The 24,030-nt window shown below is 66.3% G+C and carries 28 protein-coding genes; 2 read left to right on the forward strand and 26 right to left on the reverse strand.

All coding sequences use genetic code 11. From position 1 onward, the window contains the following. Window positions 1-49 precede the first annotated feature (49 nt). The 22 genes from IO39_RS06290 to IO39_RS54150 all read right to left on the reverse strand — a co-directional run bounded on the left by IO39_RS06290 (window position 50) and on the right by IO39_RS54150 (window position 19,821). Window positions 50-535, reverse strand: a complete 486-nt coding sequence (locus IO39_RS06290; RefSeq protein WP_043617331.1) for a hypothetical protein — start codon at window positions 533-535, stop codon at window positions 50-52. 10 nt (window positions 536-545) lie between these two features. Then, window positions 546-1,259: a peptidoglycan-binding protein gene (locus IO39_RS50335; protein WP_052422506.1), complete on the reverse strand. Its 714-nt coding sequence runs from the start codon at window positions 1,257-1,259 to the stop codon at window positions 546-548. 111 nt (window positions 1,260-1,370) lie between these two features. After that, window positions 1,371-1,631 carry a hypothetical protein gene (locus IO39_RS06300; protein WP_043617334.1) on the reverse strand — a complete coding sequence of 87 codons (261 nt, stop codon included), beginning with the start codon at window positions 1,629-1,631 and terminating at the stop codon, window positions 1,371-1,373. After that, window positions 1,628-2,872, reverse strand: a complete 1,245-nt coding sequence (locus tag IO39_RS06305) for a hypothetical protein (protein WP_043617337.1) — start codon at window positions 2,870-2,872, stop codon at window positions 1,628-1,630. The genes IO39_RS06300 and IO39_RS06305 overlap by 4 nt, the downstream gene beginning before the upstream one ends. An 11-nt stretch (window positions 2,873-2,883) precedes the next feature. Beyond that, a complete protein-coding gene (locus tag IO39_RS06310; protein WP_043617340.1) occupies window positions 2,884-4,194 on the reverse strand; it encodes a hypothetical protein in 1,311 nt (436 codons plus the stop codon). Continuing rightward, a complete protein-coding gene (locus IO39_RS06315) occupies window positions 4,194-5,747 on the reverse strand; it encodes a Gp37-like protein (RefSeq protein WP_043617342.1) in 1,554 nt (517 codons plus the stop codon). Before IO39_RS06315 ends, IO39_RS06310 begins: the two co-directional genes overlap by 1 nt. Next, window positions 5,748-6,818, reverse strand: coding sequence for a phage tail family protein (locus IO39_RS06320; RefSeq protein ID WP_043617346.1), 1,071 nt, complete (start codon window positions 6,816-6,818; stop codon window positions 5,748-5,750). A 78-nt stretch (window positions 6,819-6,896) separates the two neighbouring features. Then, window positions 6,897-10,382, reverse strand: coding sequence for a hypothetical protein (locus tag IO39_RS06325; protein ID WP_043617349.1), 3,486 nt, complete (start codon window positions 10,380-10,382; stop codon window positions 6,897-6,899). A gap of 18 nt (window positions 10,383-10,400) precedes the next feature. Then, window positions 10,401-10,703, reverse strand: a complete 303-nt coding sequence (locus IO39_RS50340) for a hypothetical protein (RefSeq protein WP_157547951.1) — start codon at window positions 10,701-10,703, stop codon at window positions 10,401-10,403. 131 nt (window positions 10,704-10,834) lie between these two features. Continuing rightward, window positions 10,835-11,176: a hypothetical protein gene (locus tag IO39_RS06335; protein ID WP_043617352.1), complete on the reverse strand. Its 342-nt coding sequence runs from the start codon at window positions 11,174-11,176 to the stop codon at window positions 10,835-10,837. A 121-nt stretch (window positions 11,177-11,297) separates the two neighbouring features. After that, entirely contained in the window at window positions 11,298-12,149 is an 852-nt protein-coding gene (locus IO39_RS50345; RefSeq protein WP_052422508.1) for a phage tail tube protein, read from the reverse strand. A 63-nt stretch (window positions 12,150-12,212) separates the two neighbouring features. Beyond that, the gene (locus tag IO39_RS06345; protein ID WP_157547953.1) at window positions 12,213-12,644 is read right to left on the reverse strand and encodes a phage tail termination protein; all 432 of its coding nucleotides are present in this window, start codon (window positions 12,642-12,644) and stop codon (window positions 12,213-12,215) included. 2 nt (window positions 12,645-12,646) lie between these two features. Continuing rightward, on the reverse strand, window positions 12,647-13,252 hold the full coding sequence (locus tag IO39_RS06350) for a C1 family peptidase (RefSeq protein ID WP_043617357.1): 606 nt from the start codon (window positions 13,250-13,252) through the stop codon (window positions 12,647-12,649). After that, on the reverse strand, window positions 13,249-13,542 hold the full coding sequence (locus IO39_RS06355; RefSeq protein WP_043617360.1) for a DUF5403 family protein: 294 nt from the start codon (window positions 13,540-13,542) through the stop codon (window positions 13,249-13,251). The genes IO39_RS06350 and IO39_RS06355 overlap by 4 nt, the downstream gene beginning before the upstream one ends. Next, window positions 13,539-13,907: a hypothetical protein gene (locus IO39_RS06360; protein ID WP_043617363.1), complete on the reverse strand. Its 369-nt coding sequence runs from the start codon at window positions 13,905-13,907 to the stop codon at window positions 13,539-13,541. The genes IO39_RS06355 and IO39_RS06360 overlap by 4 nt, the downstream gene beginning before the upstream one ends. Beyond that, window positions 13,904-14,287, reverse strand: a complete 384-nt coding sequence (locus tag IO39_RS06365) for a hypothetical protein (RefSeq protein ID WP_043617366.1) — start codon at window positions 14,285-14,287, stop codon at window positions 13,904-13,906. The genes IO39_RS06360 and IO39_RS06365 overlap by 4 nt, the downstream gene beginning before the upstream one ends. A gap of 66 nt (window positions 14,288-14,353) precedes the next feature. After that, complete coding sequence (locus tag IO39_RS06370; RefSeq protein WP_052422509.1) at window positions 14,354-15,373, reverse strand: phage major capsid protein; 1,020 nt, start codon at window positions 15,371-15,373, stop codon at window positions 14,354-14,356. An 86-nt stretch (window positions 15,374-15,459) separates the two neighbouring features. Continuing rightward, window positions 15,460-16,038: a hypothetical protein gene (locus IO39_RS50350; protein ID WP_052422510.1), complete on the reverse strand. Its 579-nt coding sequence runs from the start codon at window positions 16,036-16,038 to the stop codon at window positions 15,460-15,462. A gap of 76 nt (window positions 16,039-16,114) precedes the next feature. Further along, the gene (locus IO39_RS51825; protein WP_211266909.1) at window positions 16,115-17,569 is read right to left on the reverse strand and encodes a phage portal protein; all 1,455 of its coding nucleotides are present in this window, start codon (window positions 17,567-17,569) and stop codon (window positions 16,115-16,117) included. A gap of 72 nt (window positions 17,570-17,641) precedes the next feature. Continuing rightward, entirely contained in the window at window positions 17,642-19,075 is a 1,434-nt protein-coding gene (locus IO39_RS52290; protein ID WP_084772348.1) for a terminase large subunit domain-containing protein, read from the reverse strand. A gap of 172 nt (window positions 19,076-19,247) precedes the next feature. Beyond that, window positions 19,248-19,676, reverse strand: a complete 429-nt coding sequence (locus tag IO39_RS06390; protein ID WP_052422511.1) for a phage terminase small subunit — start codon at window positions 19,674-19,676, stop codon at window positions 19,248-19,250. Between the two features lies 1 nt (window position 19,677). After that, window positions 19,678-19,821 (reverse strand): hypothetical protein, encoded by a 144-nt coding sequence (locus IO39_RS54150; RefSeq protein WP_157547955.1) that lies wholly within the window; start codon window positions 19,819-19,821, stop codon window positions 19,678-19,680. A 229-nt stretch (window positions 19,822-20,050) separates the two neighbouring features. Here IO39_RS54150 and IO39_RS06395 point away from each other — a divergent pair, with 229 nt between their 5' ends. Continuing rightward, on the forward strand, window positions 20,051-20,233 hold the full coding sequence (locus IO39_RS06395; protein WP_043617369.1) for a hypothetical protein: 183 nt from the start codon (window positions 20,051-20,053) through the stop codon (window positions 20,231-20,233). A gap of 33 nt (window positions 20,234-20,266) precedes the next feature. Here the strand turns inward: IO39_RS06395 and IO39_RS55920 are convergent, their stop codons facing one another. Then, complete coding sequence (locus tag IO39_RS55920; RefSeq protein ID WP_052422512.1) at window positions 20,267-20,584, reverse strand: CHAP domain-containing protein; 318 nt, start codon at window positions 20,582-20,584, stop codon at window positions 20,267-20,269. Between the two features lie 103 nt (window positions 20,585-20,687). Between IO39_RS55920 and IO39_RS55925 the strand changes: the two genes are divergently transcribed. Continuing rightward, complete coding sequence (locus IO39_RS55925) at window positions 20,688-21,074, forward strand: hypothetical protein (RefSeq protein WP_169789027.1); 387 nt, start codon at window positions 20,688-20,690, stop codon at window positions 21,072-21,074. On the opposite strand, the gene IO39_RS59605 is transcribed toward IO39_RS55925, so the two are convergent. From IO39_RS59605 to IO39_RS06415, 3 genes are all read right to left on the reverse strand, one after another. Next, window positions 21,065-21,256: an HNH endonuclease gene (locus tag IO39_RS59605; RefSeq protein WP_084772352.1), complete on the reverse strand. Its 192-nt coding sequence runs from the start codon at window positions 21,254-21,256 to the stop codon at window positions 21,065-21,067. The two genes, IO39_RS55925 and IO39_RS59605, sit on opposite strands and share 10 nt — an antisense overlap. 566 nt (window positions 21,257-21,822) lie before the next feature. Further along, window positions 21,823-23,085, reverse strand: a complete 1,263-nt coding sequence (locus tag IO39_RS06410) for a tyrosine-type recombinase/integrase (RefSeq protein WP_245641833.1) — start codon at window positions 23,083-23,085, stop codon at window positions 21,823-21,825. Then, window positions 23,060-23,971, reverse strand: coding sequence for a substrate-binding domain-containing protein (locus IO39_RS06415; RefSeq protein WP_084772356.1), 912 nt, complete (start codon window positions 23,969-23,971; stop codon window positions 23,060-23,062). The genes IO39_RS06410 and IO39_RS06415 overlap by 26 nt, the downstream gene beginning before the upstream one ends. Window positions 23,972-24,030 lie beyond the last annotated feature (59 nt).

Consider the following 24,030-nt stretch of genomic DNA (forward strand, 5'->3'; position numbering starts at 1 on the left):
GGCCCCCGCGTGAGCGGGGGCCGGCGCTTACTTCTTTCTGCGTACGGGGTTACTCGGAGGCGGCTGCGGACTTGTCGTTGTGCAGGAAGGACACGACGGCGGTCAGCACCGCCTGGCCGACCGAGATGCCGATGAGCTTCCAGTTGATCTCGGCGTCGAGCTGGAGGCTGGTGAGCACCCCGCCCACGGCGATCAGCACGGAGGCGATCAGACCCTGGTAGCCGGTTCGCGTGGCCCGATACTTGGCGTTGGCCACGTTGTTGACCTTCACGTCTCCTGTTTCCTCTGTCTCATCCAGCAGGTGGTCATCGAAGTCGAAGTAGGGGGACGGCCCGTCGAAGTCGTCCGCCGAGGTGTCCTCGGCAGCCGGAGCGAAGAGGTGCTCGAAGAAGGCGTCCGGGGTGGACTCGGGCTCGGAGGCCACGAGCACATCTGCGACGGGGGCGGACTGGACGGGCTGAGGAGTCGCCGCGGCCTTGGCCTTCTGCGCGTCCATGAGCGCCTGAAGGCTGGCGGCCAGCGCGTTGACATCCATGGGGGGCTCCTTACTTGGCGGGGGTCGAGAGGGCCTTCCAGGTGGCCGGCCCCACCACGCCGTCCACGTCCAGGCGGTGGTTCTTCTGGAAGACCTCCACCGCGTGCTCCGTGGCCGGGCCGAACTCCCCGTCCACGGCGAGCTTCCAGCCGTAGGTGTTGAGCATTCTCTGAACGGCCTTGACCTCGGTCCCTCTGTCGCCGACGCGGACCAGGTGGCCGGGGTAGCTCTTGCCGTCCCACTTCTCGGGCTCGTCGGGGACGCCGATGGCCGAGTTGGAGTAGAAGGGGCGGACGTAGCCGTAGATGCGGGAGTTCGAGCGGGTGATGACCTTGCGGTAGCAGCCGTCGCCGTTGCCCTGGATGCCGTTGGTGGCGGTGCCGCTGGTGTTGCCGCCGATGGTCGTGATGGAGGAGGCCGAGACCTTCTCGACCAGCTCGACGTGATAGATGCCGTTGACGGTGCGGTTGCTGGAGTACAGGACCAGGTCGCCGACCTGGGGAGTGCTGTACCAGCGGCCGTTCTTCTTGGCCCAGGAGTACTGGGTGAGGGTGCCGGCCGTGTGGGGGTAATCGGTGTTCGGCTTCAGGCCGGCGGCCTTGAGCCAGATCGAGGTGGCGGCGGCGCACCAGGGGTAGCCGTAGCCGCCTCCGGGGTAGCCGGGGATCTTCCCGAACTCGCGGGTGATGGGCACGAGGTTGGAACCGGCCGGGTTCTCTCGCATGCCCAGGTCAGCCCGAGCTTCCGCGATGGCCCTGGCGGGGGTCGTCAAAGGTGCCTCCAAACGAAAGGGCCCCGCCGAAGCGGGGCCCAGAGGGGACTTCTTTCTTCTTGATCAGGGGACAAAGAGCTTGATCAGTGCGATGGCCAGAGCGGCGAGTGAGCTGATCAGGGACGCCGAGATGGCGTACTTCCACTTCTCCAAGCCCCGGATACGGGTCTCGTGATCGGATGAGGCCGCGGACGAGGCGTCGAGCTTGATGTCCATCGCCTTGAAGTCGTACTTCAGCTCCAGGAGCAGCTGATAGATCTGGCTGGTGGAGATGAAGACCCCACCCAGGTTCGGGTCTGTTCGGGTCGGGTCTTGCATGATCACCCCAGCATCCATGAGATCGAGAACTCGACGCGGTAGATGGCTCCCCGTGAGGGGATGTTCGGTGCCAGCCACAGGCGTATCCCGCCATCGGTGCCCAGCGACGCCGACAGCGCGCCGGGGGCGGCGGCGTCGGTGTTGTTGTAGGCGGACACGGCGAAGTACAGCGGGTAGGACGGCCGGAAGCCGGTCGGGATCGTCAGCAGGTTCTCGCCCTTGCCCAGCAGCGCGCCCAGCGCCGTGCCGTCGGTCTTGGCCAGCGCGCCCTTCATGAACACGAGCGAGCCCGCCCGGCGCACCTGAAGCACCGTGTTGCTGTTGTAGTTGGTCAGGTCCGAGCGGACGAAAGCGACGTTCGTCCACGGGCCCGGCTGAAGCGCGGCCAGATCGCTGCGTGCCGTGGCCAGGTTGGCCTCGGCGGTGTTGAGGTCGGCCTGCGTAGCCGCCAGGTTGGCTTCGGTCGTGTCCAGGTCCGACCGTGCGGTCTCCAGCGCGGCGTACAGGTCGGTCACCTGGGTCTGGAGAGTCTGCACCTGGGAGGCGAGCGCCGAGTCGGTGTCGTTGACGAACACCTCTCGGGCCGAGACCCACGAGCCGTCCCGGCCGACCACCAGGCGGCTGCCGATCAGGTCCACCCCCAGCTCCCCGTTGCGCGGAGCGGGATCCAGGTAGATGTCCCCTCCACCCCGTATAGGGCGGACATAGCTGGACAGGAACCAGCGGCGGTCAACCGGCTCGTGGGTCAGCCCCTGGTCCTTGATGACGTCGAGCTGCACGAGCGGGATCTCGTCGCCGGGGGCTTGCAGCGTGTACGTCTTGTTGCTGACGTTGACGGTGGCCTTGATCTGGACGAACCGGAAGGTGTTGTTGGCCCGGTCCAGCCGCAGGGTGACCAGGTCACGCCGGACGCCGTAGGCATCCCAGCCGAGCGAGCCGGTGACGTCGATGTCGAGCACCTTGGGGATCTTCAGCTCGTACCAGTGGCCGTTGATGTGGGCCACGCCCGGCTGCATCTCGATCTGGGTGTTGGACACCCGCCGCGCGTACAACCCCTGGTTGCCCGCCGAGGGGACGGTGCCCGACTCCGGGACGCCGCGCACACCGCCGTTCTGCCACTGGGTGGCCATCGTCTCCCAGTCGTGGTCGGTGACCACCTGGCCCGGCCCTGCCGGGAAAGGCCAGTAGTGCTGAGAGCTGTCGGGCGTCGCCAACGTCGTCGCCGTCAGGTTGACTTCCTCACTCAATGTTCAGCTCCTCAGCGGTAGTTGTGGTGCCAGGTGACGTCCAGGCGGTTGGACCAGCCGGAGAACAACTTGTTCTGGTAGATGCGCCCCCGGTAGCCGAGCACCTTCCAGTCGTGCGGGGTGCGCTGCTTCTTGCCGTACACGCGGGTCGACCACTTGCCGTCCTTGCCGATCGTGGTCGGCTGAGGCACATAGTTGGTCTGGCCCCACGCGGTGACCCGCTCGGTCTTGAACTCCACCCGAGCGCCCGGAGTGCCGGTGCCGTAGATGGTCAGCCAGGTCCCGCCCCGCTGGTCGCGGTTGACCGGGCCGGTAATCCGCGGTGCGGTCAGCGTCGGCTGCGGGGTGCCGGTACCAGGGTCCTTCGGCGGGTCCGGCACGGTGCCGGCCACCATGTCGAAGTAGTGGATGACCTGCTCGGACTCCTGGTAGTCGCGGAAGCGGCGGGCGCGCACGTCCCACTGGCTGCCCACCGGGTGGTCGGTGGCGTTGGTGGGGATCGTGGAGGACCAGGTGCCGTCCTCGGCCGGAGGGACGAAGCCGCCCTCCGTGCCGGCCGGTGTCCAGTTGTTGGTCCCGCGTCGGGAGATCTCCAGCAGCACCCACTCGCTGCCGTCCGTCGCCAGCGGCGAGCTGGTCGTCGCCGACTGGATCACGACCGTCTCGCCGGGCGCGAACTGAGTGGCGTTGGCAGTAGGGTCCGGGGGAACCGGGGGCGGCGTGTTGCCGGTGATCGGGTACCACAACACTCGGTCATCGGCGAAGTAGGAGCCGATCTTCACCTCGCCCGACAGGGTATGCACCTTGCCATCGGCCGGGATGGTGACGGTGCGGTAGGTGGTGACCTTCGGGGTGAGGCTGATCTGCGTGCCGACCGTCTTGCCGTCCAGCAGCAGACGCACGGTGAACGTCTCCGACACCTTGCCGGTGTGGGACAGCACCACATCGACGAGCTGCTCCTTGGTGGCCGCGTTCTCGACGATCTTCAGCACCTGCATGTAGACCACGCCCTCACACGGCGTGCTCACATCCAGCTCTGAGGACTGGGCGGCCGGCGTGCCCAGCCCGCCTGGGTCGACCACGCGCACCTTGTGGGAGCGGCCGTCGTTGGGCAGCGCCAGGCGGATGGTCGTGGTCGTCCCGGCGTTGACCACCTTCGTGGCGGTGAACTTGACGCCGTCCAGGTACAGGCAGGCATTGTGCTTGACGGTGGAGGTGAACCGCACCTGGAAGACGCCGTTGTGCAGCGGGTAGTTCTTGCCGCCCGAGCTGTAGACGAGGCAGAAAGCGCCCGCATCCAGGGACACGTTGCTGAAGCTCATTACGCCGCCTTCCGCAGAACGAAGTCGGAGGTGGGGACGTCATCGAACGTCGCCTGGAGGTTTTCGCGCGCCTCCACCCCGCTGACCCGGTCCCACAGGGATCGGATCTGCGCGTACAGGTAGGGCGTCTCGGAGGTGCCGAAGGTGCCGATGGTCGGCTTGACCCTGGGCCCGTCGTCCTCGCCGGAGGACAGGCGCACCTCTCGGACGATCTCGTCGCGGACCTCGCCGTCGATGTGGACCCTCACCAGGTCACCCAGGCCGTAGTCCCGGCCGAACATCGTGTTGCCGGTCTCCATCGGGTCGATGGAGATGGCGGCCTTGGGGCCGGCCTCCAGGTTGAAGGCGGCCATCTCGTCCTGGAGGGCCCGCCACTGGGCCGACCAGACGGGCGGGTCGAGCGCCCACCCGGCAGGCTTGGCCGGGTCCTGGAGCCACGGCCAGGCCACATCGCGCCGGTCCTTGTACCGCTCGGCCGTCACGCCCCACTCGGTTTCGGTGGCGGTGAAGCCTGCGGCTGCCCAGGCCAGGGTGTGCTGCTTGTCCAGAGGCGTCTCCTCTGGGTCGCCCCACCATTCGGGGTCGTACTCGTCGGCGGCCATGTAGCCGAACCAGCGCTCGGGCCCGGACTTCTCCACCCATTCCTCGGTGTAGCCGGTCTTGTTGCCGACCTCGTCGAAGGTGTCCTTGCGCTGGAACTCCCGCCAGGTCCTGTTCTGGGTGGCGATCACGAGGCGGGTCGCCTCCGGTGCCTTGACCAGGTACTTGTAGCCGCGCAGGTTGCCCATCTCCGCGCCGAACTGGATCTCGTTGGTCATGTCGGAGATCTGCTCCAGCCTCATCAAGATGCCTGGCCCGCTGGCGTCGGGGTCGCCGTTGGATGCCCCGGTGGAGGCGGGGTCGGGGTGCCAGACGAAGGTGATGCGGAAGCCGTAGACCGCGCTCAACAGGGCGGTGAGCTGGTCGGCCTGGTCGAACTTGAGCCGGGCCACGCGGGCGGTCTCGTCATGCAGGAAGTTCACCGTCGAGCCGGCGTCCGGGATGAACAGCCGGTCCAGCCTGCGCAGGGCCTGGCCCTGGGCGTTGGCCAGGAACAGTTGGCGCAGCAGCTCGGCGACGTTGGGCCAGTTCGGGTCGGCCTGCCAGTGCTGGTAGGCGGCGGCCAGGCGGATGTCCTGGCTGGGGTTGGTCCAGGCCAGGCGTTCGGCCAGCAGGTAGTTGTCGTCCACGCCGGACACGGTCACCGACCCTGCGCCGGGGTTGCTCTCGTCCCACTCCTTCTCGATTTGCCGGATGGGGCCGGAGAAGAGGGGCTGCTTCTCGCCGTCCTGGTAGACGACGATGCCCCGGCCGGGCTTGAGCATGCGGGACTGGAGGTGGTCGGCCGGCATCTTCAGGCTCCAGGAGCCGATCGTGTTGTGCCGCATGATGGCGTCGAAGGACAGGTAGGCGTCGGCCTCGCCGACGATCGCCAGCGGGGGCAGGCCGTCGCCGCCCTCCGCCTTGGAGCGGGGGAACAGCGACTCCCGCACGTAGATCCGGAAGTTGCGCATTCAGATTCCCAGGTAGGAGGGCAGGAAGGACACGGTGACGTTGGGCTGGTTGGCCGCGTTCCAGGCGGTCTCCTCCTCCGGCGACAGCCCGTCCGGCTTGTCCACCACCAGAGCGACGGGGTTGTCCGCGCCCGGCTCCAGCGCCCACATCTCGGACGTGACGTCGTAGGCCCACCACATCGAGTTGCCTTGCGTGGGGTCGAAGTCGCCGTTGGCCGGGATCTGGTCGTACAGGCGGATCATCTGCGCGCCCTTGGCGGTCTCGATGACGAGCACCTGGTGCTGGGTGATGGGGAAGGCCGTGTGGAAGCGCAGCTCCTTGACGGTCTCGCCGGTGGCGTCTTTGAGCACGAGAGAAAAGCGCGATTCGAGGGGGCCGCGGATTTCCCACCGGGGTTGTGCCTCGACGTCGCCGGGGTTGGTGAGGGTGACCGCGTTCGTCCAGGCCGGGTTGGAGGAGATCTGAAGGCCGGCACCCTCGGTGCTGCCGTCCAGGGACAGGAACGTCGCGGGCTCGATGAACGGTTCGACGACATCGAAGACCTGGAAGGTCTGCACGGTGCGGGCCAGGGTCTGGAAGTAGGGCGTGGGCGCCCTCAAGATCAGGCCGTAGGTGGCGTAGTGGGTGCCGTTCTCACTGCCTTCACCGCCTTCCAGGCCACCTGCGGCAAAGCATGTGATGGCCCGCGTCGGCTCGGGCACCAGATCATCGAGCGTGGGCTCTCCGGTGAAGCCGGCCGGGAGAGAGAACTCGGTGGACTGGAGCTGTACCAGCCCCTTCTTGGGGTTGAGCGAGGCGATGAAGCGGCGCTTGAGCGCCATCATCTCGAAGCGGGTCGGGGCGTGGATCGTGACGGGCAGGAAGATCTCGCGCATGGCGGCGCGGGCGAACCTGACGAACCCGCCGTCGATCGCCGGGTACTCGTCGGCCTTGACGTCGAAGGTGGGAGAGTCCAGGCCCTTCGCGCCCTCGCGGAGCAGGATCGCAGCCCCGGTGAAGCTTTCGTCGGTCAGGGTGTAGAGCGCCCCGTCCACCCCCTTGATCTGCATCACGGTGGGCTTGAACAGCACGTACGAACCTCCTTGGGCAGCAAAAGGGGAGGGCCCCGGCCGGGAGGGTGTGACCGGGGCCCAGATCGTGGGAGCGGATTACTCGTAGAGCGCGTCGGCGTAGGAGAGCTGCTTGCGCAACTGCTGCTCGGTGGGGACGTTCGGGGCAGCGGTGATCGAGATGTTGTAGACCTTCGACACCTTCGTCCCGCCCGACTGCTCCTCTTCGCGGCGGTTGGCCAGTGCTCGCGCGTAGCCGGCGATTCCCTCTGCCGCCGTGGCGGCGGCGGTGGTGGACTCCAGGGCTCGGGCCACTGCCAGAGGTTCGGCCCCCATCGGACCCACCGACGAGGCCGGCGAGCTAGCCGAGGCCGAGGCGGGGATGCCGAGGCTGGCGGCCGAGGGGACGGAGCCGGTCGTCTTGACCGCGACGGTGACCGTCCACGTCTTGGCGACCTTCTGGAGGTTGGCGACCATGCTGCTCACCGCAGAGGAGACAGCGCTCTTGGCGCTGTTCATCTGGGACTGCACAGACGAGGCCATGTTGCCGAGCTTGCCTGCCGACTGTGCAGCCGTGCTGAGCTGCTTGAACTTCGTCACGCTGGAGGTGACGGTGGTGTCGATCGAGGTCTTGACCGTGTTCATTTTGGTCTTGATCTCGGAGTCCACCTTCATGGCCCGGACGCCGGCCGACATCTGCTCGGGCAGCTTCTTGAAGGCGGTCGAGCTGGCGGTGACTCCCGTGTCGATGGCCGTCTTGACGTTGGTCATCTGCTGGGTGGCCGCCGTGGACAGGGCGGACCCTCCCGAGGTCAGTGCAGAGGTCATCTGCGTCGGGAGCTGCTGGAAGGACGTGACGATGCCGGGCACCTGCGAGGTGATCGCCGTCTGGATTCCGGTCATCATCGTGTTCACCGACGAGGCCACGTCGGCGTCCACCAGGCCCTTGCCCATGCCCTCGCCCAGCGACTTGAAGGCTTGGGTCATGGCCGGTGCCTTCTCGCCGACGATCGAGGTCATCTGGTCGAGCTTGGTCCGCATCTCCTCGGGCGTCTTGGCCTCGCGGATCATCTGCGGGAGCTGATCCATCGCGGCCTTGAAGGCGTCCTGGACGACCTTGCCCTTGGTGTCCACCTGGGCCTTGGTCTCATCCAGCTTGATCCCCATGAGTTCGGCGATCTGGGCTGCCTGGACCTGGTCTTCCATGCCCTTGAGCATGGCCTTGACCTGCTCGACGTTCTTGGCACCGCCCGAGTCCAGGACATCGAGGATGGCCTGCATGTTGTTGGCCATCGACTCCGACATGGGAGCCCCAGAAGCGCGCGTTTCCGCGATCAGCTTCTGCATGTTGGACTTCCAGGTGGCGTCGAGCTGACCGCCGCTGTAGTTGACCGTCTCCATCATTTCGCCGAAGCGATCACGCAGGGTGGTCTGGACGTTGATCATCCCGGCCTGGGTGGTCTCGTCCAGCTTGTCGATCCCCTGGCCCCAGGAGTCCCAGACCTTGTTCGCGGCCTCGTCGGTGGACGAGACGATCTCGTTCCAGGAGATGTTGAGCTGCTGCTGGAGGTTGTGGGCCGCTTCCTTGGTGGAGTCGGCCTGGTCCACCAGGCCCTTCAGGTGCTCGACGCTGACGGAGGCCGACTCCTTGAAGACGTCAGTGAAGATGCCCCACTGCTGTCCCCAGATCTCGATCTCCTCGCCAACGGCGGAGGTCGTCTTGGCCGCCTCCTCGGCGATCTGGCCCGTGACGTCGATCATGGTTTCGCCGAGCTTGGTCAGGCCGGCCACCACGTCCGGGTCGGAGATCACGTCGGCGAAGGAGTTGAAGGCGTCCGCCGTGGCGGACAGGATGTCCGGGGCCATCTTGGCGAAGGCCGCTGCCGCCTTCTCGATCCCCGGTGCCATGTCGCGCAGGGCGTCGGCGAAGGCTTGGGCCGCCCTGCCGTATACGTCCTTGTTGTCCGAGAAAGCGTCGAACAGGGTCTTAAGTCCGCTTGCGAGCGAACTGACCACCCCTGGGGCGATCGAGGCGAATGCCCCCATCAGTCGGGCTATCGAGGGTGCCAGCAGGTTGGCCGCGTTGGCGATGGACTGGAACCCGGTCGAGAAGGCCGGCCCCCACTTCGACAGCTCCTTGAAGAAGTTGCCGAAGGCCGTTCCGAGGGTGCCCAGCCCGGTCTTGATCCCCTCGAAGAAGCCGTTCTTGTTCAGGTTCTGGAGAGCGGAGTTCAGGCCGGTCAGCGCGTTCTGGGCGAAGTCGAGCACGCCCTGCGTCAGCGGCCGGAGCGCGGTGGAGCTGCGCTGGAAGGCCGTGCTGAGCGCGTCGTAGAGGGGCGTGCCCTCCTGGAGCCGGGAGTTGAGTTCCCGCATCGACGACGCCAGCGCGTCGATCATGGGCTTGGCGACCTTGCCCAAGGTCGAAGTCAGGGTCTCCTTCAGCCGCTCGAACTCGGCCCGGAGCTTCTCGTTGTGCGCGGAGATCATCCCGGCGATGGCCGCGAAGGCGATCGGGACCACTGCCAGGGCGGCTACGCCGACCAGCAGGGAGGCGATGGCCGCTGCCGCCGCCACGGCGGCCACGACGATGGACCCGAGTACGGCAACGACGGTGGTCAGCACCACGGCGCTCGCGCCGACCGAGGCGATGGCCGTGACCACGCCGAGCAGCGCGGTCTGCGCGTTGCCCGCTGAGGAGCCGGCGGAGTTGGCGGCCCGCGACAGGCCGCCGAAAGCAGATCCGGCCGCCGCGCCCATCGCGCCCAGGTTCGAGACCAGGCCGCCGATGGCGGACGAGACGCCGGCCAGCACCCGGCCGACGACCTGGGAGACCCGGCTCATCGCCGACTGGTCGACGTCAACCTTGATCTTGGCGTGGCGGGTGCGCTCAAGGCGCTCCAGCTTGGCCTTGGCTACCGCATCGTCAGCCTCGATCTTGAGCTTGAGCCGCTCGGCAGCCAGGAGCTGCATCTTCTTGATCTGGGCTTCGGTCTGGGCGGTGTCCGCCTCGACCTTGACCCGGACCTTCTCGGCCGCGATCTCCTTGAGCCGGGTCTGAGCGCGTGCGACGCCCTGGTCTAGCTCGTCGGCCACATGGGCGAAGTCCTTGCCGAGCTTGTTCGTCCAGGCGGTGACCTGGCCGACGTTCTTCTCATCGACGTGGACGGACAGGACGACCTTGCGGTCCTCCGACATGGCCTCCAGGCGGACCTTGGCCGTCTTGTCATCGAGGGAGACCCGGACGTGCTTGACGGTGTCCTTGTCCAGCTCGTTGAGGCGGCGTACCGCCTCGTTGCCGACGAATCGGAGCTGGATCTTGGTGGTGCGGTCCTTGGCGGCCTTGTCGATCTGCGCCTGGGCCTTGGCGGCATCGGCCTTGACCTTGATGTCGGTCGAGTGCTTGCCGGAGGTGAGCTTCTTGAGCTTGGCCTCGAACGCCTTGGTGTCAGCCTCGACCTTGATGTCGATCTTCTCGTTGCCCCACTTGGCCAGCAGGGCTTCGAGCCTCTTCTCGAACTGTGAGGTGTCGGGAACGACGCGGACTCCGACGCGCCCGACTTCCTTGCGCGCGGGGCTTCCCGCCATATGGGTCCTCCATCCGCCCTAAGGGCGAGGAGGCGGAAGGGGGATCTTCGAGCCAGGCCCGATCTGCGGCGCAGGGGCGTCCTCGCCCCTTAGCCGGGCCAGCAGTGGGTTGGGCTTGTCTGGCTTCTTCACCGGCTCGACGCCGGGGCGTGGATAGGCCGGGAAGGGTGTGATCTTCTTCGGCTGGTCGCTCTTGGAGAGGGCGAAGAAGTAGGTCAGCGTGTTGATGGCGTCGTAGAGGTCGGCCATCAGGTAGGCGTGACGGTCCCAGCCGGTGTACTCAAGGCCACCGCGGATTGCCGTCACGTAGGCCGAGTCCATGGGGAGCTGCCTGATGAGCGCCAGAGCCAGCTTCGAGGAGAGCCGGCCGCGCACGACGTCCCGCAGGTCCAGTTGGTAGAACCTGAAGAAGTCGGCGGCCAGCTCGTCGCCGTGGCTGTCGATCAGCTCGATCAGGCTGAGGCTTCCCCCGTGTCAGCCGCCTGCATCCAGGTCTCGAAGACGCGGGCGCGGAGCTGCGGCGGGAGGTCGCCCAGCGAGTCCTTCAGCGACTTCTTCTTGTCGGCGGCGGCGATCATGATGGCGTCCATGGCGTCGATGCGGCCGAAGGTGTCCACCTTGTCGTCGCCAATCACCTTGAGCTGGACCTGTACGACCTTCAGCTCGTCCTTGGACAGCAGCAGGACGGGGCGCAGGATGACGACCTCACCGTCCTTGGCGTGGAACTCAAGGCCCTTCTCGATCTTCTCGCGCTCGACGTCGGCCAGCAGGTCTTCGTACTTCAGAACAGCCACGGGGGCACTCCTTCAGGGGTGGGAATGTGGGAATGGAAAGCCCCGCTGAACGCGCCATTCCCGAGCACGCTCAGCGGGGCAGTCAGTTACCAACTTCCAGTAAGTTGGCAAGCGAAAAGGATCAGGCGGTCTGGTCGATCGTGAAGTTCTGGCCGGCGCTCTCGCCGAAGTTGGTCTCCACGCGGACCTGAACGGCCAGGTCGCCGGTCTCGACCGGAGTGGGGACCCGGACGGTGGCCTGCGTGCCGGTCGGGGTCGTGGTGACCTCCGTGCCTTCGTAAACACCAAACCAGACGGTCAGCGGCGCGGTGAGGTTCGTGCCGTTCAGGGTGATCACCGTGCCGGGCGCGGCCGAGATCGGGGTGACGCTGGTCAGGGTGGGCGGGTTGATCGCCACAGCCTTGCCCCACATCACCGGGGAGATCTCGCCCAGACCGCTCTGGCCACCGAGGATGGTCGCCTTCACGGGCATCTCCGACAGGGCGGCCGGGTCGTAGGCGACGCCTTCAGCGCCGATCAGGGAGACCCGCTCGTAGTACTCCACGACATGCCGGTCACCATCGACGGCGACGATCAGCATGGCCTTGGTGGTCGCGGCCGGGACGGACGGGATGACGAACGAGCCGTCCGGGGAGACCGTGCCACCGCCGTAGTAGAGCTTGTAGGTCTCGATCGTGAAGTCCGCCAGGGCGAGCGTCACGGTGTAGATCTTCGGCGGGGTGGTGGTGCGCAGCGCCGGGTTCTGCCAGGTGCCCAGCACCTCGGCCTCGTCGCCCTCGCTCTCGTGCGAGATGCCGTTCTCCAGCGAGGTGTTGCCGATGCTCGCCCAGGAGATGCCCACGGACTCGCGCAGGGTGCGCAGGTTGCGGATGTCCAGGGGCAGCGTCGGCTTGGGCGTGCCCTCGGGCGCGACGAACACATAGCCAGTCGCCGGGACGAGAACCGGGTCCTTGGTCAGGTAGGTGGGTGCCATGAAGGTAATTACCAACTTCCAGTATGTGGGCAGGAGAGGGGAGGAAGAAGAAAGAAGTGGGGGTTAGCGCAGGGCCCTGACCGAGATCTGGTAGGTGCCTTGGAACATCCAGGTGTCGCCGTGCTTGGACGTCAGTCCGTCGTAGATCAGCGAGGGGGCGTTGACCTCGCGGAAGCCGAACAGGTAGCCGCCGCCTTCAGGGGTCTCGTAGCGGAAGCTGTTGCGGCTGGCCTGCGAGATGGCGGCGTTGGCCCGGCGAGCCAGCTCCGAGGCCGCTCCCCGTGCGGGGGCGAACGCCTCGATCTCGAAGTAGCAGACCGCGTACAGGTGCGGATGCCGGGAAGCTCCGCCGCCCGTGGCGCGCACTACGAGGAAGGACTGCTTGTCCCAGTCGGGCGGTGCCTGCGGGTAGATCCGGGGGCGGCCGGCCACCACCAGATCCGGCATGCTCTGCACGAGCGCCGCGATGATGACCTTCTCAGGATCGGGGATCAAGGTCACCACCTCTCCGGGGTCTCAGGGAAGATCGGCAGGACGACGTCGCCGCCGAGCCACAGGGCGTGGGCGAAGTCGCGGTAGGTCATGCGGAAGAACCCGCCGTCCCCGAAGTCGGGGCCGCGCGAGTTGGCGAAGACGAACCGCTGCTGGTCCGGCTCCCAGCCGACAAGGACGATCTCGTGGCCGCCCATGTGCTCCCCGGTGAAGGGGACCAGGGCGTCAGCTCGCGGGTCTTCGCAGGCGGTGTACCAGGGGATGCCGATCAGGCAGGGCCCGTAGTGGAGTGCCGCTATGGCCCCGGTGATCGAGCGGGTGTGCCAGTAGCCGTTGATGTAGCCGAGCCGCATCGCGGCCTTGGACACACCGACGCCTGACGAGCCGGTGTCCTTGCTCGGGTACTCGCCGGGGAACTCATCCAGCTTGGTCGCCAGCTCATACAGCTCAAGCGCCAGCTCCTCGGTGATGTCCGAGCGGCCAGTACGACCCAGGCCGTCCGTGCCGAGCACACCGGCCATCGCGTGACCGGTGCAGGAGCCGATCGAGCCCTGGTTGAAGATGGGCGCCCTTCGCTGCCAGCGGACGGGCGTCTTGAAGGGGTCGCTCACAGCCCGCCCATCGCTTGCTCGATGACGTGGCTGCCGGGGATGTCACGGTCGGCCCACAGGTTGTGGTGGCCGAAGTTGTAGGGGATCGCGCCCTCGTCGCTCATGCCGAAGAAGGCGTCCTTCGACCCCACGGCTTCGGCGCTGACACTGGCGGCCATCGCACCCGTGCGGGTGTTGATCTCTGCCTTCAGCAGGGCCGCGCCCCGGTGGGCGGTGGCGATGACTTCGGCGTGGACGCCGGGAAGGCCGGCCACGATCTCGTTGGTTCGCGGGTTGACCCAGTAGCTCACCGGGCATCGCCCTTCAGCTCGCACAGTGCCGAGACGAAGTCCACGCGCCTGGTGCGCCAGCGGCGGGGGTGGTCCACCACGGTCCACATCTGGCCTTGGGCCTCGACGCGGGACCACTCGCCGAAGTCCTTCAGCGCCTTGGTCATCTTGACCACGACCGTGACGCGGGCGGTGTCGGCCCATCCCTGCTGGGCGGCGCGCGTGTTGGCGGCCCAGCCGGCACCTGCGAAACCGGTCGGCAGAACGAACGCCTGGACCTCGACGTACTTGCTTCCAGCGGTGGCGTACCGGCCGCCGCCGTAGCCGTCGTCAACCCAGATCGTCTCGTAGACGCGGATGGTCTCCGGGGCCTTGTCCAGGATCACGCCGTACCCCCCGAGTTCGGGTCAGGTATCCAGCGGGAGACGAGCTGGATGGAGCCCAGTCCGGACTTCCAGCGGAAGGGACGCAGCGCGTCCTTGGCGTCCCGGCTCAGCACGACCACCGCGCCCCCGTAGGCGTAGCTCGTGGCCAGGTCACCGATGCGGTCGGAGGCCACTCCAGGGTCGGTGTTGAGGTAGCGCATCACCTCAAGGCAGGCGACCGCCTTGACGGCGGCCGGTGGAGCGGCGGTGGTGTAGGTGCGGCCAAGGTAGGTCTCGACCAGGCCCGTCACGTCAGCGATGAAGGACTCGACCTGGACCAGCCGCTCGTCCTCGTAGATCTGCCCGGTGCGAGCCTCGATGTCGGCGACCGTCATCAGCATGGGCGCTCCAATCGAGCAAGGGAGAACCCCCGGCGTCATCACGCCGGGGGTTCAGCGAGCGGAGGATCAGGCGCCGGCCTTGGGCAGGCCCACGACGAGCTGGTGGGGGGCAATGACCTTGGCGTCGTAGTGCATGCGCGCCTTCACGGCGTCGGTGAACTTGGCCTCGGGCTTGTACGAGGCCATCTCGACGTGCGGGATGACGGCGGCGACCGCGCCGGCCGAACCGAGGATCATGTCCACGCCAGCCGCAGCGGAGTGCGAGCGCAGGAGCTGGGACGACTTGCCCTTGCGGGTGACACGCGGGCCGACGGTGTTGGAGACGATGACCGGGACGCCCAGGATGGCCCCGATCGCGCCGGACGGCATGACCGCCTGGCCACCCCAGTGGCTGGCGTCGATGAACTCCTTGAGCTTCAAGATCTCGCTACGGATGGCCGAGCCGATGACGAGGAATCGGTCGCCCTCGGCGTTGGCGTCGTCCAGCAGCGCGACCATGTCAACGATCTGCTCGTAACGGGCGTTGGCCGTGGTGCCGCAGACGACGGACTCGACCAGGCCGTGCAGCGGCTCGGCCCTGCTGTCGCTGTTGGCGTCCTTGCCCAGACCCGAACCGGCGACGGTCTCCTGCGAGGCCAGCACGACGGCCTCGGCCACCAGGGCGTCCAGGGAGATGGCGGCCTGGCGGGCACGCTGGCGAACCAGCTCGGTCATCAGATCGATACCGGACTTCGTCTGGAGCTGGTGGAGCGAGTCCACCTCGAAGTGGAAGGAGGAGCCCTTCGCGACCTGCATCTTGATGTACTCAAGCTCGGCCCGGTCAGCCGCGCCGATCGTGCCGTAGGCGCGGACGTTGCCCTTGTCCTCGACGGTCTGGACGAAGTGCGGGATTCTGACGACGTCCCCCTCGCGACGGAACTCGCCCTCGTACGTGTTCGTAGCCAGCAGCGAGCCCAGGACAAGCTGGTCCTCCGTGTCCTGGAGGAACTGGGCGGACCACAGCTCGGGGATGAAGACGTTCTCGACGCCGGTCGTCAGACGAGCGCCGCCGTCACGGTAGATGCCGTTGGTGAAGGTGGTGGCCAAGGCGGGATTTCCTTACTTGCTCAGGGCATGCGAAAGGCCCCCGGCGTCATGCCGAGGGCCTCGGGCGGTGCGATGTAAAAGTGCTGTTAGATCTCGCCACGCATAAGCGCGTCCAGGCGGCCGTCCTTGCGGGCCTGGGCGATCTCGCGGGGAGACATGCGGTGAAGCGCCTCACGGCTGAGCTGGCCGGCAGCGCCGGAACCCTGCGGGCCAATGCCGAGGTTCTGGTCCCACTTCGGCTGCGACCACTTGGAGGCGAGAGCGGACACCCGCTCGTTGATGACCTCGGAGTTCGGCGAACCGTCCTCTCCGAGGAACTTGGAGACGTCGATCACGTCGAGCAGATCGTCCGCGTCGATCCCAGCCTTCGCGGCAGCGGCCTTGAACTCCGCTGCGGCCAGCTTGGAACCGACCTCACCCAGCACCGCCCGACGTGCGTTCTCGGCGGCCTCTGCGATGATCCGTTCCTGGTCGGCCTTGGCCCGTTCGGCGTCGCTCATACCGGCACGCTCGAAGTCCATGAGCTTGGCGTAGTTGCTCTTGGAGCGTTCCTCCCACTTGCGGGACTCGGTCTTGAGCTTCGCCTCAGCCTCTTCAAGCTGCGCGATGCGCGCCCGCAGCTCCTCGACAGACGGGGTGGCCTCGACGGTGGACTGCTCGTCCATGTATCTCCTCAATCCGTGCGGATGGCATAAGAAAGGCCCCACCCGTGCGGGCAGGGCCGGTTACACGCGCCAGGGGTCAGGCAGCCTTCTGCTTGGCTCTCTGGCGCTCCACGCTCGCGTCCTTCGACGACGGCGAAGTCTTCGTGCTCCGCTGGCCGGGCTTGCTCGCCCCGGCAGCGGCCGGCATCTGTGGTGCGGCCTCGGCCATGGCCTTGGCCTGCTTGGTGGCGAACTCCAGCTCGCGCTTGCGCTGCTCCTCGATGAGGGTCACGTTGCGCTCGATCTCGACAGGCGTGAAGCCGTACTTCTCCTGGAGGACCTCGTCGGGGACGCCGATCTCCTTCAGCTTGATCAGCGAGTCAGCCAACGCGACCTTGTTGCGGTGCTCGGGGTCGGCCCAGATGGTCTCGCAGTCGAAGGCGTCAGCTCGGGCGTCACCCTTCACGCGGAAGGCGAGCCTCATCGCGCTCTCCCAGGACTCGCCGAAGTGCAGCATGCGCTCGCGGGCCTTGGCGACGAGACCGGCTTCGGCAGCGGTGATGCTCTCGCCGGACGGTGCCTGGCCCCCGTTCAACAAAAAGTAATGGAAGGGGACGCGGCTCTGGCTGGCCATGTGCTGGACCAGCATGTCGATCAGCTTGACGTAGTTGCCCAGGTCAGCGGGCTCGAACTGGCCCCACTTGGCTTCGGGGTTGTCGAGCGTCAGGATGCGGTCGATGTAGGCCCGCATCATGGCCCGGTGTTCCTCGTCCTCGTTCTCGAACGGCTCGATGCCTGCCAAGATCCGCTGTGGATAGGCGGCGAACTCACTGCCTGTGAGCGCGTCCATGCTGACCTTGTTGATGGCGTCAGCGATCGGGATGACGTTGGTGATCTCGCTGAACGGGTCGAGCTTGAGCCTGGCCCGGTTGGTCAGCGGGACGACCGGGACGACGCCCAGCTTGTTGCGCACAGCCCTGGGAGCCAGCCAGCCCTGCTTGCCCCTGGTGGAGTTGAAGACCGTCTTGGCGGTCCACAGGGTGGCGAACTCGGTACCCCAGTCGTCGGTGTACTTCTTCAGCGCCGCCTCCAGCAGACGCCGGCTACCGGCCCGGTACTGGACCACCACCTCGTCCGCGGATTCGGGGACCACGAGCGGTTCGCCGTCCTCATCGCCCCACACGGTGATGAAGGCGGCACCCTGTACCAGCGCGTTGATGTGGGCCGCGTTGCTGTCGGCGTCCAGGAAGTTGCGCTGCCAGATCTTCTGGGCGTCCTTGTCGGCCTGGTCCTCGCCGAAGCGGAAGCCCTGGACCGACAGCCGCTCGGAGATGCTGTCCACGATCAACGGGATGAAGTTGTCACGCCAGCCGACGAAGGTCTCACCGAAGATCTCGCGGAACTTCTGCTGGGCGAAGGTGAGGCTGCTTCCCTGGACGTCGGCGTCGTAGTAGCTGGTGGGCTTGAGGATGCGTGCCCTCTGGATGGCGAGCTGGCCTTCGAGGTAGTTCATCCATTCGACCGGCGTTGTCGGCCGAGTGAGCGTTGCCAAGGGCCAGTCCTCCTGGTTTCGGGCACAAAAAAGGCCCCTGGCGCATCGCCAAGGGCCTCCATGTGAGGGGTGTCAGTAGCTGCGAAGGCGGGCCCGCTTGCGGATCTTCATCCGTCCGTCAGCGATGGCTTCCGCTCGGGCCTCATAGGCCAACACCGCCGCAATCGCGATGTCGATCTTCTTCCGGGAGCGCTTGGACTCCTTGCGGATGAGCAGTCCCTGGGGAACTTCGTACGTGACCGCGTTGCCGATGTGCCGGGCCATGTCCGGGTTGCCGTCGTGGCACACGTCCTCGGCCAGATGAGCGGCGGTGTGTAGCCGCTCGATCGCCTCGCACATCTGCTTGGCCCGGTTGGGGCTGAACTCGAAGACGATGTCCCGGCCGTCGCGGTCGGCCTCCTTGGTGTCCAGGGCCCACTGGCCCACAACGTTCTGCCAGTAGCTCGGATCGCAGAACGCCCACTCGACCTTGTAGGTGGCGAACGCTTCGCGCATCCGCTTGTCCACGAGCAGGGTGTCCACCTGCCAGTCGCGGCCGGGGATGTGCGGGTCCTCGTCCAGGTGGATCAGGAACAGCTTGCCGTCCCTCAGGCGACAGCCCACGATCGCCGTGCTGTCGGAGTAGAGGGAGCCGTCGAAGCCCACGGCGATCTGGTCGCCCGGCCGGATCGGATCGTCGTCATCGCGCAGGCCGTCCCAGATAGGCCGGCCGATCCACTGATTCGCCGATTCCTGGATCTTGTTCAGATAGAAGCGGTACGCCTGCGCCTGGCTCGTACGCGGGTCCTGGATGGCGTCGATCAGACCCTGGATGTCCACCCAGTGCGAGTCGCCGTACGCCTGCCGCAGGCCCAGCTCAACGGCCTCGATGTCGTTGAGGTCGATCTCGTCGTTGTCGGCCTCGACACAGTCATAGAGCAGCCTGCCGTCAGGCTTCTTCAGGAACGCCTCATACGTCCGCTGCGCCACCGACTCTTCGTTCGGGTTGAACGCGTTGGTCGACTCGATGTAGCGCGAGCCCTGGCCGGCCGTCTTGCGGACGTTTCTGTCCAACACCTCGTAGACGCCGATGCCACCGTTGCTGGCGATCCAGTGATGCGTCTCGTCGCCGATCACGAACGACGGGCGGGCACCTTCCAGGCCACGGCTGGAGCTGGTGACAGGCTCAATCCGGCCGGGACGCCCGTTCCGGAACTGAATCCTTTCCTTCCCGATCTCGATCTCGTACTCGTCCTCTGCCGGCGAGTTCGCCAACATCCCCCTGACCATGTCGCGCGTGTTGGCGGTCTGGTCGATCGACGTGGCAGCGATCTGGATCAGCGGCAGTCCCACCGACTTGCCGACCGGGAAGCCGTTATCGTCAAAGTGGCTGAACCGCGCCGGGCCGATGAACTCGATGATCGCCAGGGCGGCGAGGAGCGGGGTCTTTCCCCAACCCTTCGCGCGGCGAAGGCAGGCGGTGTCGTAGAGCCACTTCCCGCGCGAGTCGATCGCGTAGAGCCACAAGACGAACCGCTTTTGCTCGTTCGTCCAGACCCACGGCTGGCCGGCGTTCTCGCCGTCCGGTTGGACGATGTACGTCTCAGCCCAGCGGAGGATCGGATAGCCCAGGCTGCGCTTGGGGTGCGGTACGCCTTCGGGGAGGTTCCCGGTCTGTATGGCCGGTCACCTCCTTCAGTTATGCGCCCCCGAGCTGCCGGTACAGGTCCATGTCGGCGACGTTCTCGGGGAGCCGGTCGGGCTTGTCGGAGCCCTTCGACTGGTCGTTGTTCTTGTTCATGCGAAGGCGCATGCGGTCGGTGACCGTCGCGCCGAGGAGGCTCTCGTTCTGCCTGATCTCCGCCAACGCGTTATGGCCGGGGCGGCGGTAGTACGCCTCAACCAAGGGCGCCAACATCTGGAGCCGCTGCCAGTCGGTCGCCTTGAACGACTCGGCCTGCTCGCTGTCCACCCAGGTGTCCCACCAGCGCTGCGTGGCCACGCTGTAGCCGTCGCGCTTGAACAGCTTCTTGAGCTTGCCGTCCACCTCTTCGCCTTCGAGGTGGCTCAGGTCCACGGCGTTGCGCCTGACGGCGTTCTCCTTGGGCGCGGGACCTCTCCCGGCCACCTCAGGACTCCTCGCTCGCCCCGTAGCGGGCGCGGTGAGAGCGGTGGCCTTCGGCGTCGTCGTGCGGCACCTCGACGTCCTTGGCCTTCGGCTTGCCCGCCTTCGCAGGCACCGCGGACTCGACCTTCGAGTGCTTTCCGGCCATGCACATCACCTCCGGTGTAGAAGAAAGAAGTAAGGCGCGCGGAACCCGCCCTCACGCGCGCCGTGCCAGCCCCACCGGCTCGAAGCCCGGTTCTCGCTGGCAGCCCAACTGGCCAGGTCTATTGACCTGCATCGATAGCCATGAGTATCCAGTGGTTACGTTGCGTATGCATTGAGGTGGCAATCACAGAGGTGAGCCAATCGCGCCTCAGTTAGGAGATCGCAAACCCATGCGTCGCTTCTCAGTCGGCCTTGCCGCCGCCGCGCTTGCCACCATCGGCATGCAGACCCCCGCGCCCGCTCGGGCCGGGGTCGTCGATGATGCGCTTGGCTGCCTGATCAATATCCCCATCCTCAGCCCCAACTCCGCCGAGACTTGTCTTGTGGATGCGAACGCGAACCTGAACGTATGAGGCACGGAGCGCTGGGTGTATACGTGTAGGCCGTTAGGCCCAGTAGCCGTAGCCGACGATGCTGCTCGATCGGGGTACGCGGGCCACTGCGTTGCTGTGGTTGCCCTCGATGGCCACGATCGAGCCGTTGGCGTTGACCTTCTCGACGATGCCGACGTGGTCGATGCCGGAGCGGCTCTTGCCGCCAGACCAGTCGTAGAAGACCAGAGCACCGACCTTCGGCTTGGTGCCCCACTTGCCCTTGGCCGCGTACCAGTTGGCCCAGCCGACCGTCCAAGCCTCTGTGCCGGTCTTGGAGCGGACGCCGGCCTCCTCAGCCGCCCAGGAGATGAAGATGGCGCACCAGGCCACAGAGAGGAACTCAGAGCCCTTGTCGATGTCGTAGGCGTACCACCGGGTGTACTTGTTCGGCCGACCCGAGGTGCCGATCTCGCCTCGGGCGATCTTCAGGACGTTGGCAACCTGGGTTGCCGAAGACGGGGGCTTCGGCTTGGGCTTCGGGGTCGGCTTAACCGTCGGCTTGGCCGAGGCCGTGGGCTTGGGGGTGGCCGTCTTAGACGGCGTCGCCTTCGGCGTCGGCTTGGTAGTCGTCGTAGCAGAAGTAGTTGGAGATGCAGACTTCCGTGGAGCAGACCCCTTCGGGATCTTCCCAGCGGACGCAGTTGAGCGCGAAGGTGTCGGTGTCTTCGACGGAGTGGGCCAGCTCGTCGTAGGGGTCAGGGCCACGCTCGACGAGCGACTCGAAGGCGGCGCGATCGTCCAGGAAGCAAGGAGTGGTACAAGAGCCGCAGTAGCCGCTAGGGCCACAGTTCGGCCGGAAACGTTCATCTCTCATCGGTGACGCGCCCTCCCCCGCGCGGCCTCCTTCCGAGACTTGGATTCGTGACAGATGGGACAGATGCAGGCGAGGTTGGACAGGTCCCAGGAGCCGCCTTCGGCGACTGGGGTCACGTGGTCAACAATCCGACCGGGGCTGCCGCAGACGTAGCAGCGCTCACGGTCCCGCTTGCGCACCTTGCGCATCAGCGTCGCGGCGTTCGATGGCCGCGTCTGGTTCCTGGGGCTGGTGACTGACCAGGGCACGTAGTGCTCTGGGCACCGACCCTGATTGGTTGCCGGCCGCCGGCAACCCGACTCCAGGCACTTCTTGGGTGCTCTTGGCAACCTCACCTCCTGAGTCGGAGACGGAAGGAGGTGATCTGGGGGAGAAAGAAGTAAGAACCTGGTAGGTCACCTTCTCGGATCGGCCTGGAGGCCGATCCTCTGGTAGGTCAGTAGGTAAGACCAGGTAGGTAACTTCCTGAACCCTGTCGGGTTCAGTACTAGGTAGGTAAACCAGGTACCCCCTGTAGTCCCCCCAAGATCGGGGGACCCAGGACCCCAAGGGTGGACAATCCATCGACGTCCGGAACGAAGGTTGGGCGAGGGCCGAGAGCACGCTTGCGTTGCTGCGCTACTCTCTGGGCCCCTTCCCACCTCTATAAAGTGCGGACAATCCGGGAACTGTCCGCGCGCACGGAAAGACCCCTCCCGATCTCTCCCTCGCACCTGTGTATAGGGCGGCGCTTCCCGGATCGTCCGGCCTGCCGTTATCCGCCGAGTACGTAATCGCGGACGGCTGCGAGGGCCTCTCTCACCTGGGCGTCAGTGGCCTGGGTGTAGTGCTCGGTCGTCACGGTCTCTCCCGCGTGACCCAGGACCTTCATGATGACGTAGGGGGGAATGCCGAGCCTGTTGGCGGCGATGTTCGCCCACGAACGGCGCAGGGTGCGAACTCCGTCGATCTTTGCCCCTGAGCGACCGGCCCATTTGTTGATCTGCCCGAGCACACTGCACGGCCGAATCACCTTGCCCGGATGCCAATCCTGGGAGGTGCGGTAGCGCCTGGAGGTGAAAATCCAGTCGTCATGCCATTCGGGGTAGTGCTCGGCCTTGTGGTCGTTCTGGTGCTTCTGGTGATCCTCCAGCGCTTGCACAACGTAGGGGTCGAGCAGCGCGATACGGGACTCCCCGCTTTTCGGCGTGGGGTTGACCTGGACCTGCCCTCCCGAGAGCGCGATGGTCTCCTGGATGAGCGCAGCGGAGATTTCCGGGCTGAGGTCAGTTCGCTCCCAGGCCATCCCCAGCGACTCGCCTCTGCGGAACGCCTGGAAGAAGGTGGTGATGAAGTAGGCGTGGTAGGGGTAGGGCATGAACTCGATGAAGTCCATCACCTGATCGCGGGTGAGCACGGGGCCGCTGCCGACAGCCCCTTTGATCATCGCCGACTTCCAATCTTCGGGCCCGGACTGTTGCACGGCCACGCTCGCGCGCCAGTCGGTGGCCTTGGCAGTGAAGCGACTCAGCAGGCGCTTGACGCTGATGCCGGTACAGGGGTTCTTGATGGGCACGCCTTTGGTCACCGCATATACGAACGTCCCCGACACCAGATTCACGAGAGCTTCCATGTAGGAGCGGCTGTAGGGCTTGCCGGTCTCCTTGATGCGCTGTTCGCAGCGCTGCATCACCATGGTCTCGATGTGGCCCTTGTCGATATCCATGAGGGGCATGTCGAGTAGCCATTCGGGCAAACGGGTCGTTTGGTAGTAGTAGGAGTTCTGCGTGCCGTTGGCGTAAGAGGCTTCGGCAAGTCGTTTGGTCAGAACGTCACGTAGGGACGCAGTGGTCTCAACAGTCAATGTGCCGATGCTGGCGTTGTACTTGATCTGCTCCAGGTAGGCTTCCTGCTCGGTTTCAAATCCGGCTTTACCTGGGCGCACCTTCTCCCCCGTGACGGGGTCGAGGCGGGGTGGGGCTTGGAACCGCCAGCGGGTGCCGTTGGCGGTCTCATAGGGGCTGATGGTTCCCAGCATGATCGTCACACTCCGTTGCCAGCCCTTGAGCCCTCTGCGCAAGGTCATGCACACCGTTGCACATGGGACTTCTCGGACATGTAGTACCAACTGGGACGATCTTAGCATTCGGCCTAATGTCGGGGTTGGACTGGATGAGCTGCTCGGTGACCTGCTGCCCCTTCTCGCGGGCGAACTCGCCGGTCTGCTCGAAGGAGATCGTGATGCCGGGGGCCTTCTCCTTGACCCGGTCCTTGAAGCCGTTCGTGCGCTCGGTGGTGACGTTGTTGCCGGGGGCGCCGAGCAGGATGGCCACCTTGCCCTTGCCGGACAGCGCCTCGATCATCCGGTCGGCGGCGCGCTTTCCCTGCTCGTAGAAGTCGGAGCCGATGAAGGTGAGGTAGTCGCTGCACGGCTTGGCGTTGATCTTGCGGTCGACCGTGATGATGGGGATCTTCTTGGCGGCGGCCTGCTGGAGCACCGGCTCCCAGCCGTCGGAGTTGAGCGGCGCGATGACCAGGAGCCGCACGCCCTGGGCGATGAGCTGCTGCACGTCGGTGATCTGCTTGGAGAACTGCGACTGGGCGTTGGTGACCTTCAGGTTGGTGATGCCCAGCCTGGCGGCCTCGTCCTTGATCGACTTGGTCTCGGCGATGCGGAACGGGTTGGCCTCCTTCTCCGACTGGGAGAAGCCGACCGTGGCCGTCTTGAGGTCGAACTTCGTGCCGCCGAACTGCTGCAGCGTGCACGTGGGGCCGGAGCCGCCGGCGCTCGGGGTCTGCACGACCTGCTGCCCGGCCGTGCCGGTGGCGGCGGGCGCGGCCTGCGGCTCCTCGGCCCTGGCGCACGCGGCCGCGGTGAGGAGGACGGCCAGCGCCAGCGCGGCCGTCCGGATGCGGGGGGTCATCGCGGGTCCTTCCTCTCAGGTGCGGCGCCCCGGGCCACGCGGGCCCGGGGCGCGGCGGT

Source organism: Nonomuraea candida, assembly GCF_000725485.1.
Taxonomy (GTDB): Bacteria; Actinomycetota; Actinomycetes; order Streptosporangiales; family Streptosporangiaceae; genus Nonomuraea; species Nonomuraea candida.

Bases quoted from the DNA above. Each gene is read 5' to 3' on its own strand.
- IO39_RS50335 (WP_052422506.1), bottom strand. From the start codon at position 1,259: ATGCGAGAGAACCCGGCCGGTTCCAACCTCGTGCCCATCACCCGCGAG.
- IO39_RS06410 (WP_245641833.1), bottom strand. From the start codon at position 23,085: ATGCTGGGAACCATCAGCCCCTATGAGACCGCCAACGGCACCCGCTGG.
- IO39_RS06310 (WP_043617340.1), bottom strand. From the start codon at position 4,194: ATGAGCTTCAGCAACGTGTCCCTGGATGCGGGCGCTTTCTGCCTCGTC.
- IO39_RS50350 (WP_052422510.1), bottom strand. From the start codon at position 16,038: ATGGACGAGCAGTCCACCGTCGAGGCCACCCCGTCTGTCGAGGAGCTG.
- IO39_RS06315 (WP_043617342.1), bottom strand. From the start codon at position 5,747: ATGCGCAACTTCCGGATCTACGTGCGGGAGTCGCTGTTCCCCCGCTCC.
- IO39_RS06290 (WP_043617331.1), bottom strand. From the start codon at position 535: ATGGATGTCAACGCGCTGGCCGCCAGCCTTCAGGCGCTCATGGACGCG.
- IO39_RS06415 (WP_084772356.1), bottom strand. From the start codon at position 23,971: ATGACCCCCCGCATCCGGACGGCCGCGCTGGCGCTGGCCGTCCTCCTC.
- IO39_RS06325 (WP_043617349.1), bottom strand. From the start codon at position 10,382: ATGGCGGGAAGCCCCGCGCGCAAGGAAGTCGGGCGCGTCGGAGTCCGC.
- IO39_RS59605 (WP_084772352.1), bottom strand. From the start codon at position 21,256: ATGCGCAAGGTGCGCAAGCGGGACCGTGAGCGCTGCTACGTCTGCGGC.
- IO39_RS54150 (WP_157547955.1), bottom strand. From the start codon at position 19,821: ATGGCCGGAAAGCACTCGAAGGTCGAGTCCGCGGTGCCTGCGAAGGCG.
- IO39_RS06365 (WP_043617366.1), bottom strand. From the start codon at position 14,287: ATGCTGATGACGGTCGCCGACATCGAGGCTCGCACCGGGCAGATCTAC.
- IO39_RS06395 (WP_043617369.1), top strand. From the start codon at position 20,051: ATGCGTCGCTTCTCAGTCGGCCTTGCCGCCGCCGCGCTTGCCACCATC.
- IO39_RS50340 (WP_157547951.1), bottom strand. From the start codon at position 10,703: ATGGACTCGGCCTACGTGACGGCAATCCGCGGTGGCCTTGAGTACACC.
- IO39_RS50345 (WP_052422508.1), bottom strand. From the start codon at position 12,149: ATGGCACCCACCTACCTGACCAAGGACCCGGTTCTCGTCCCGGCGACT.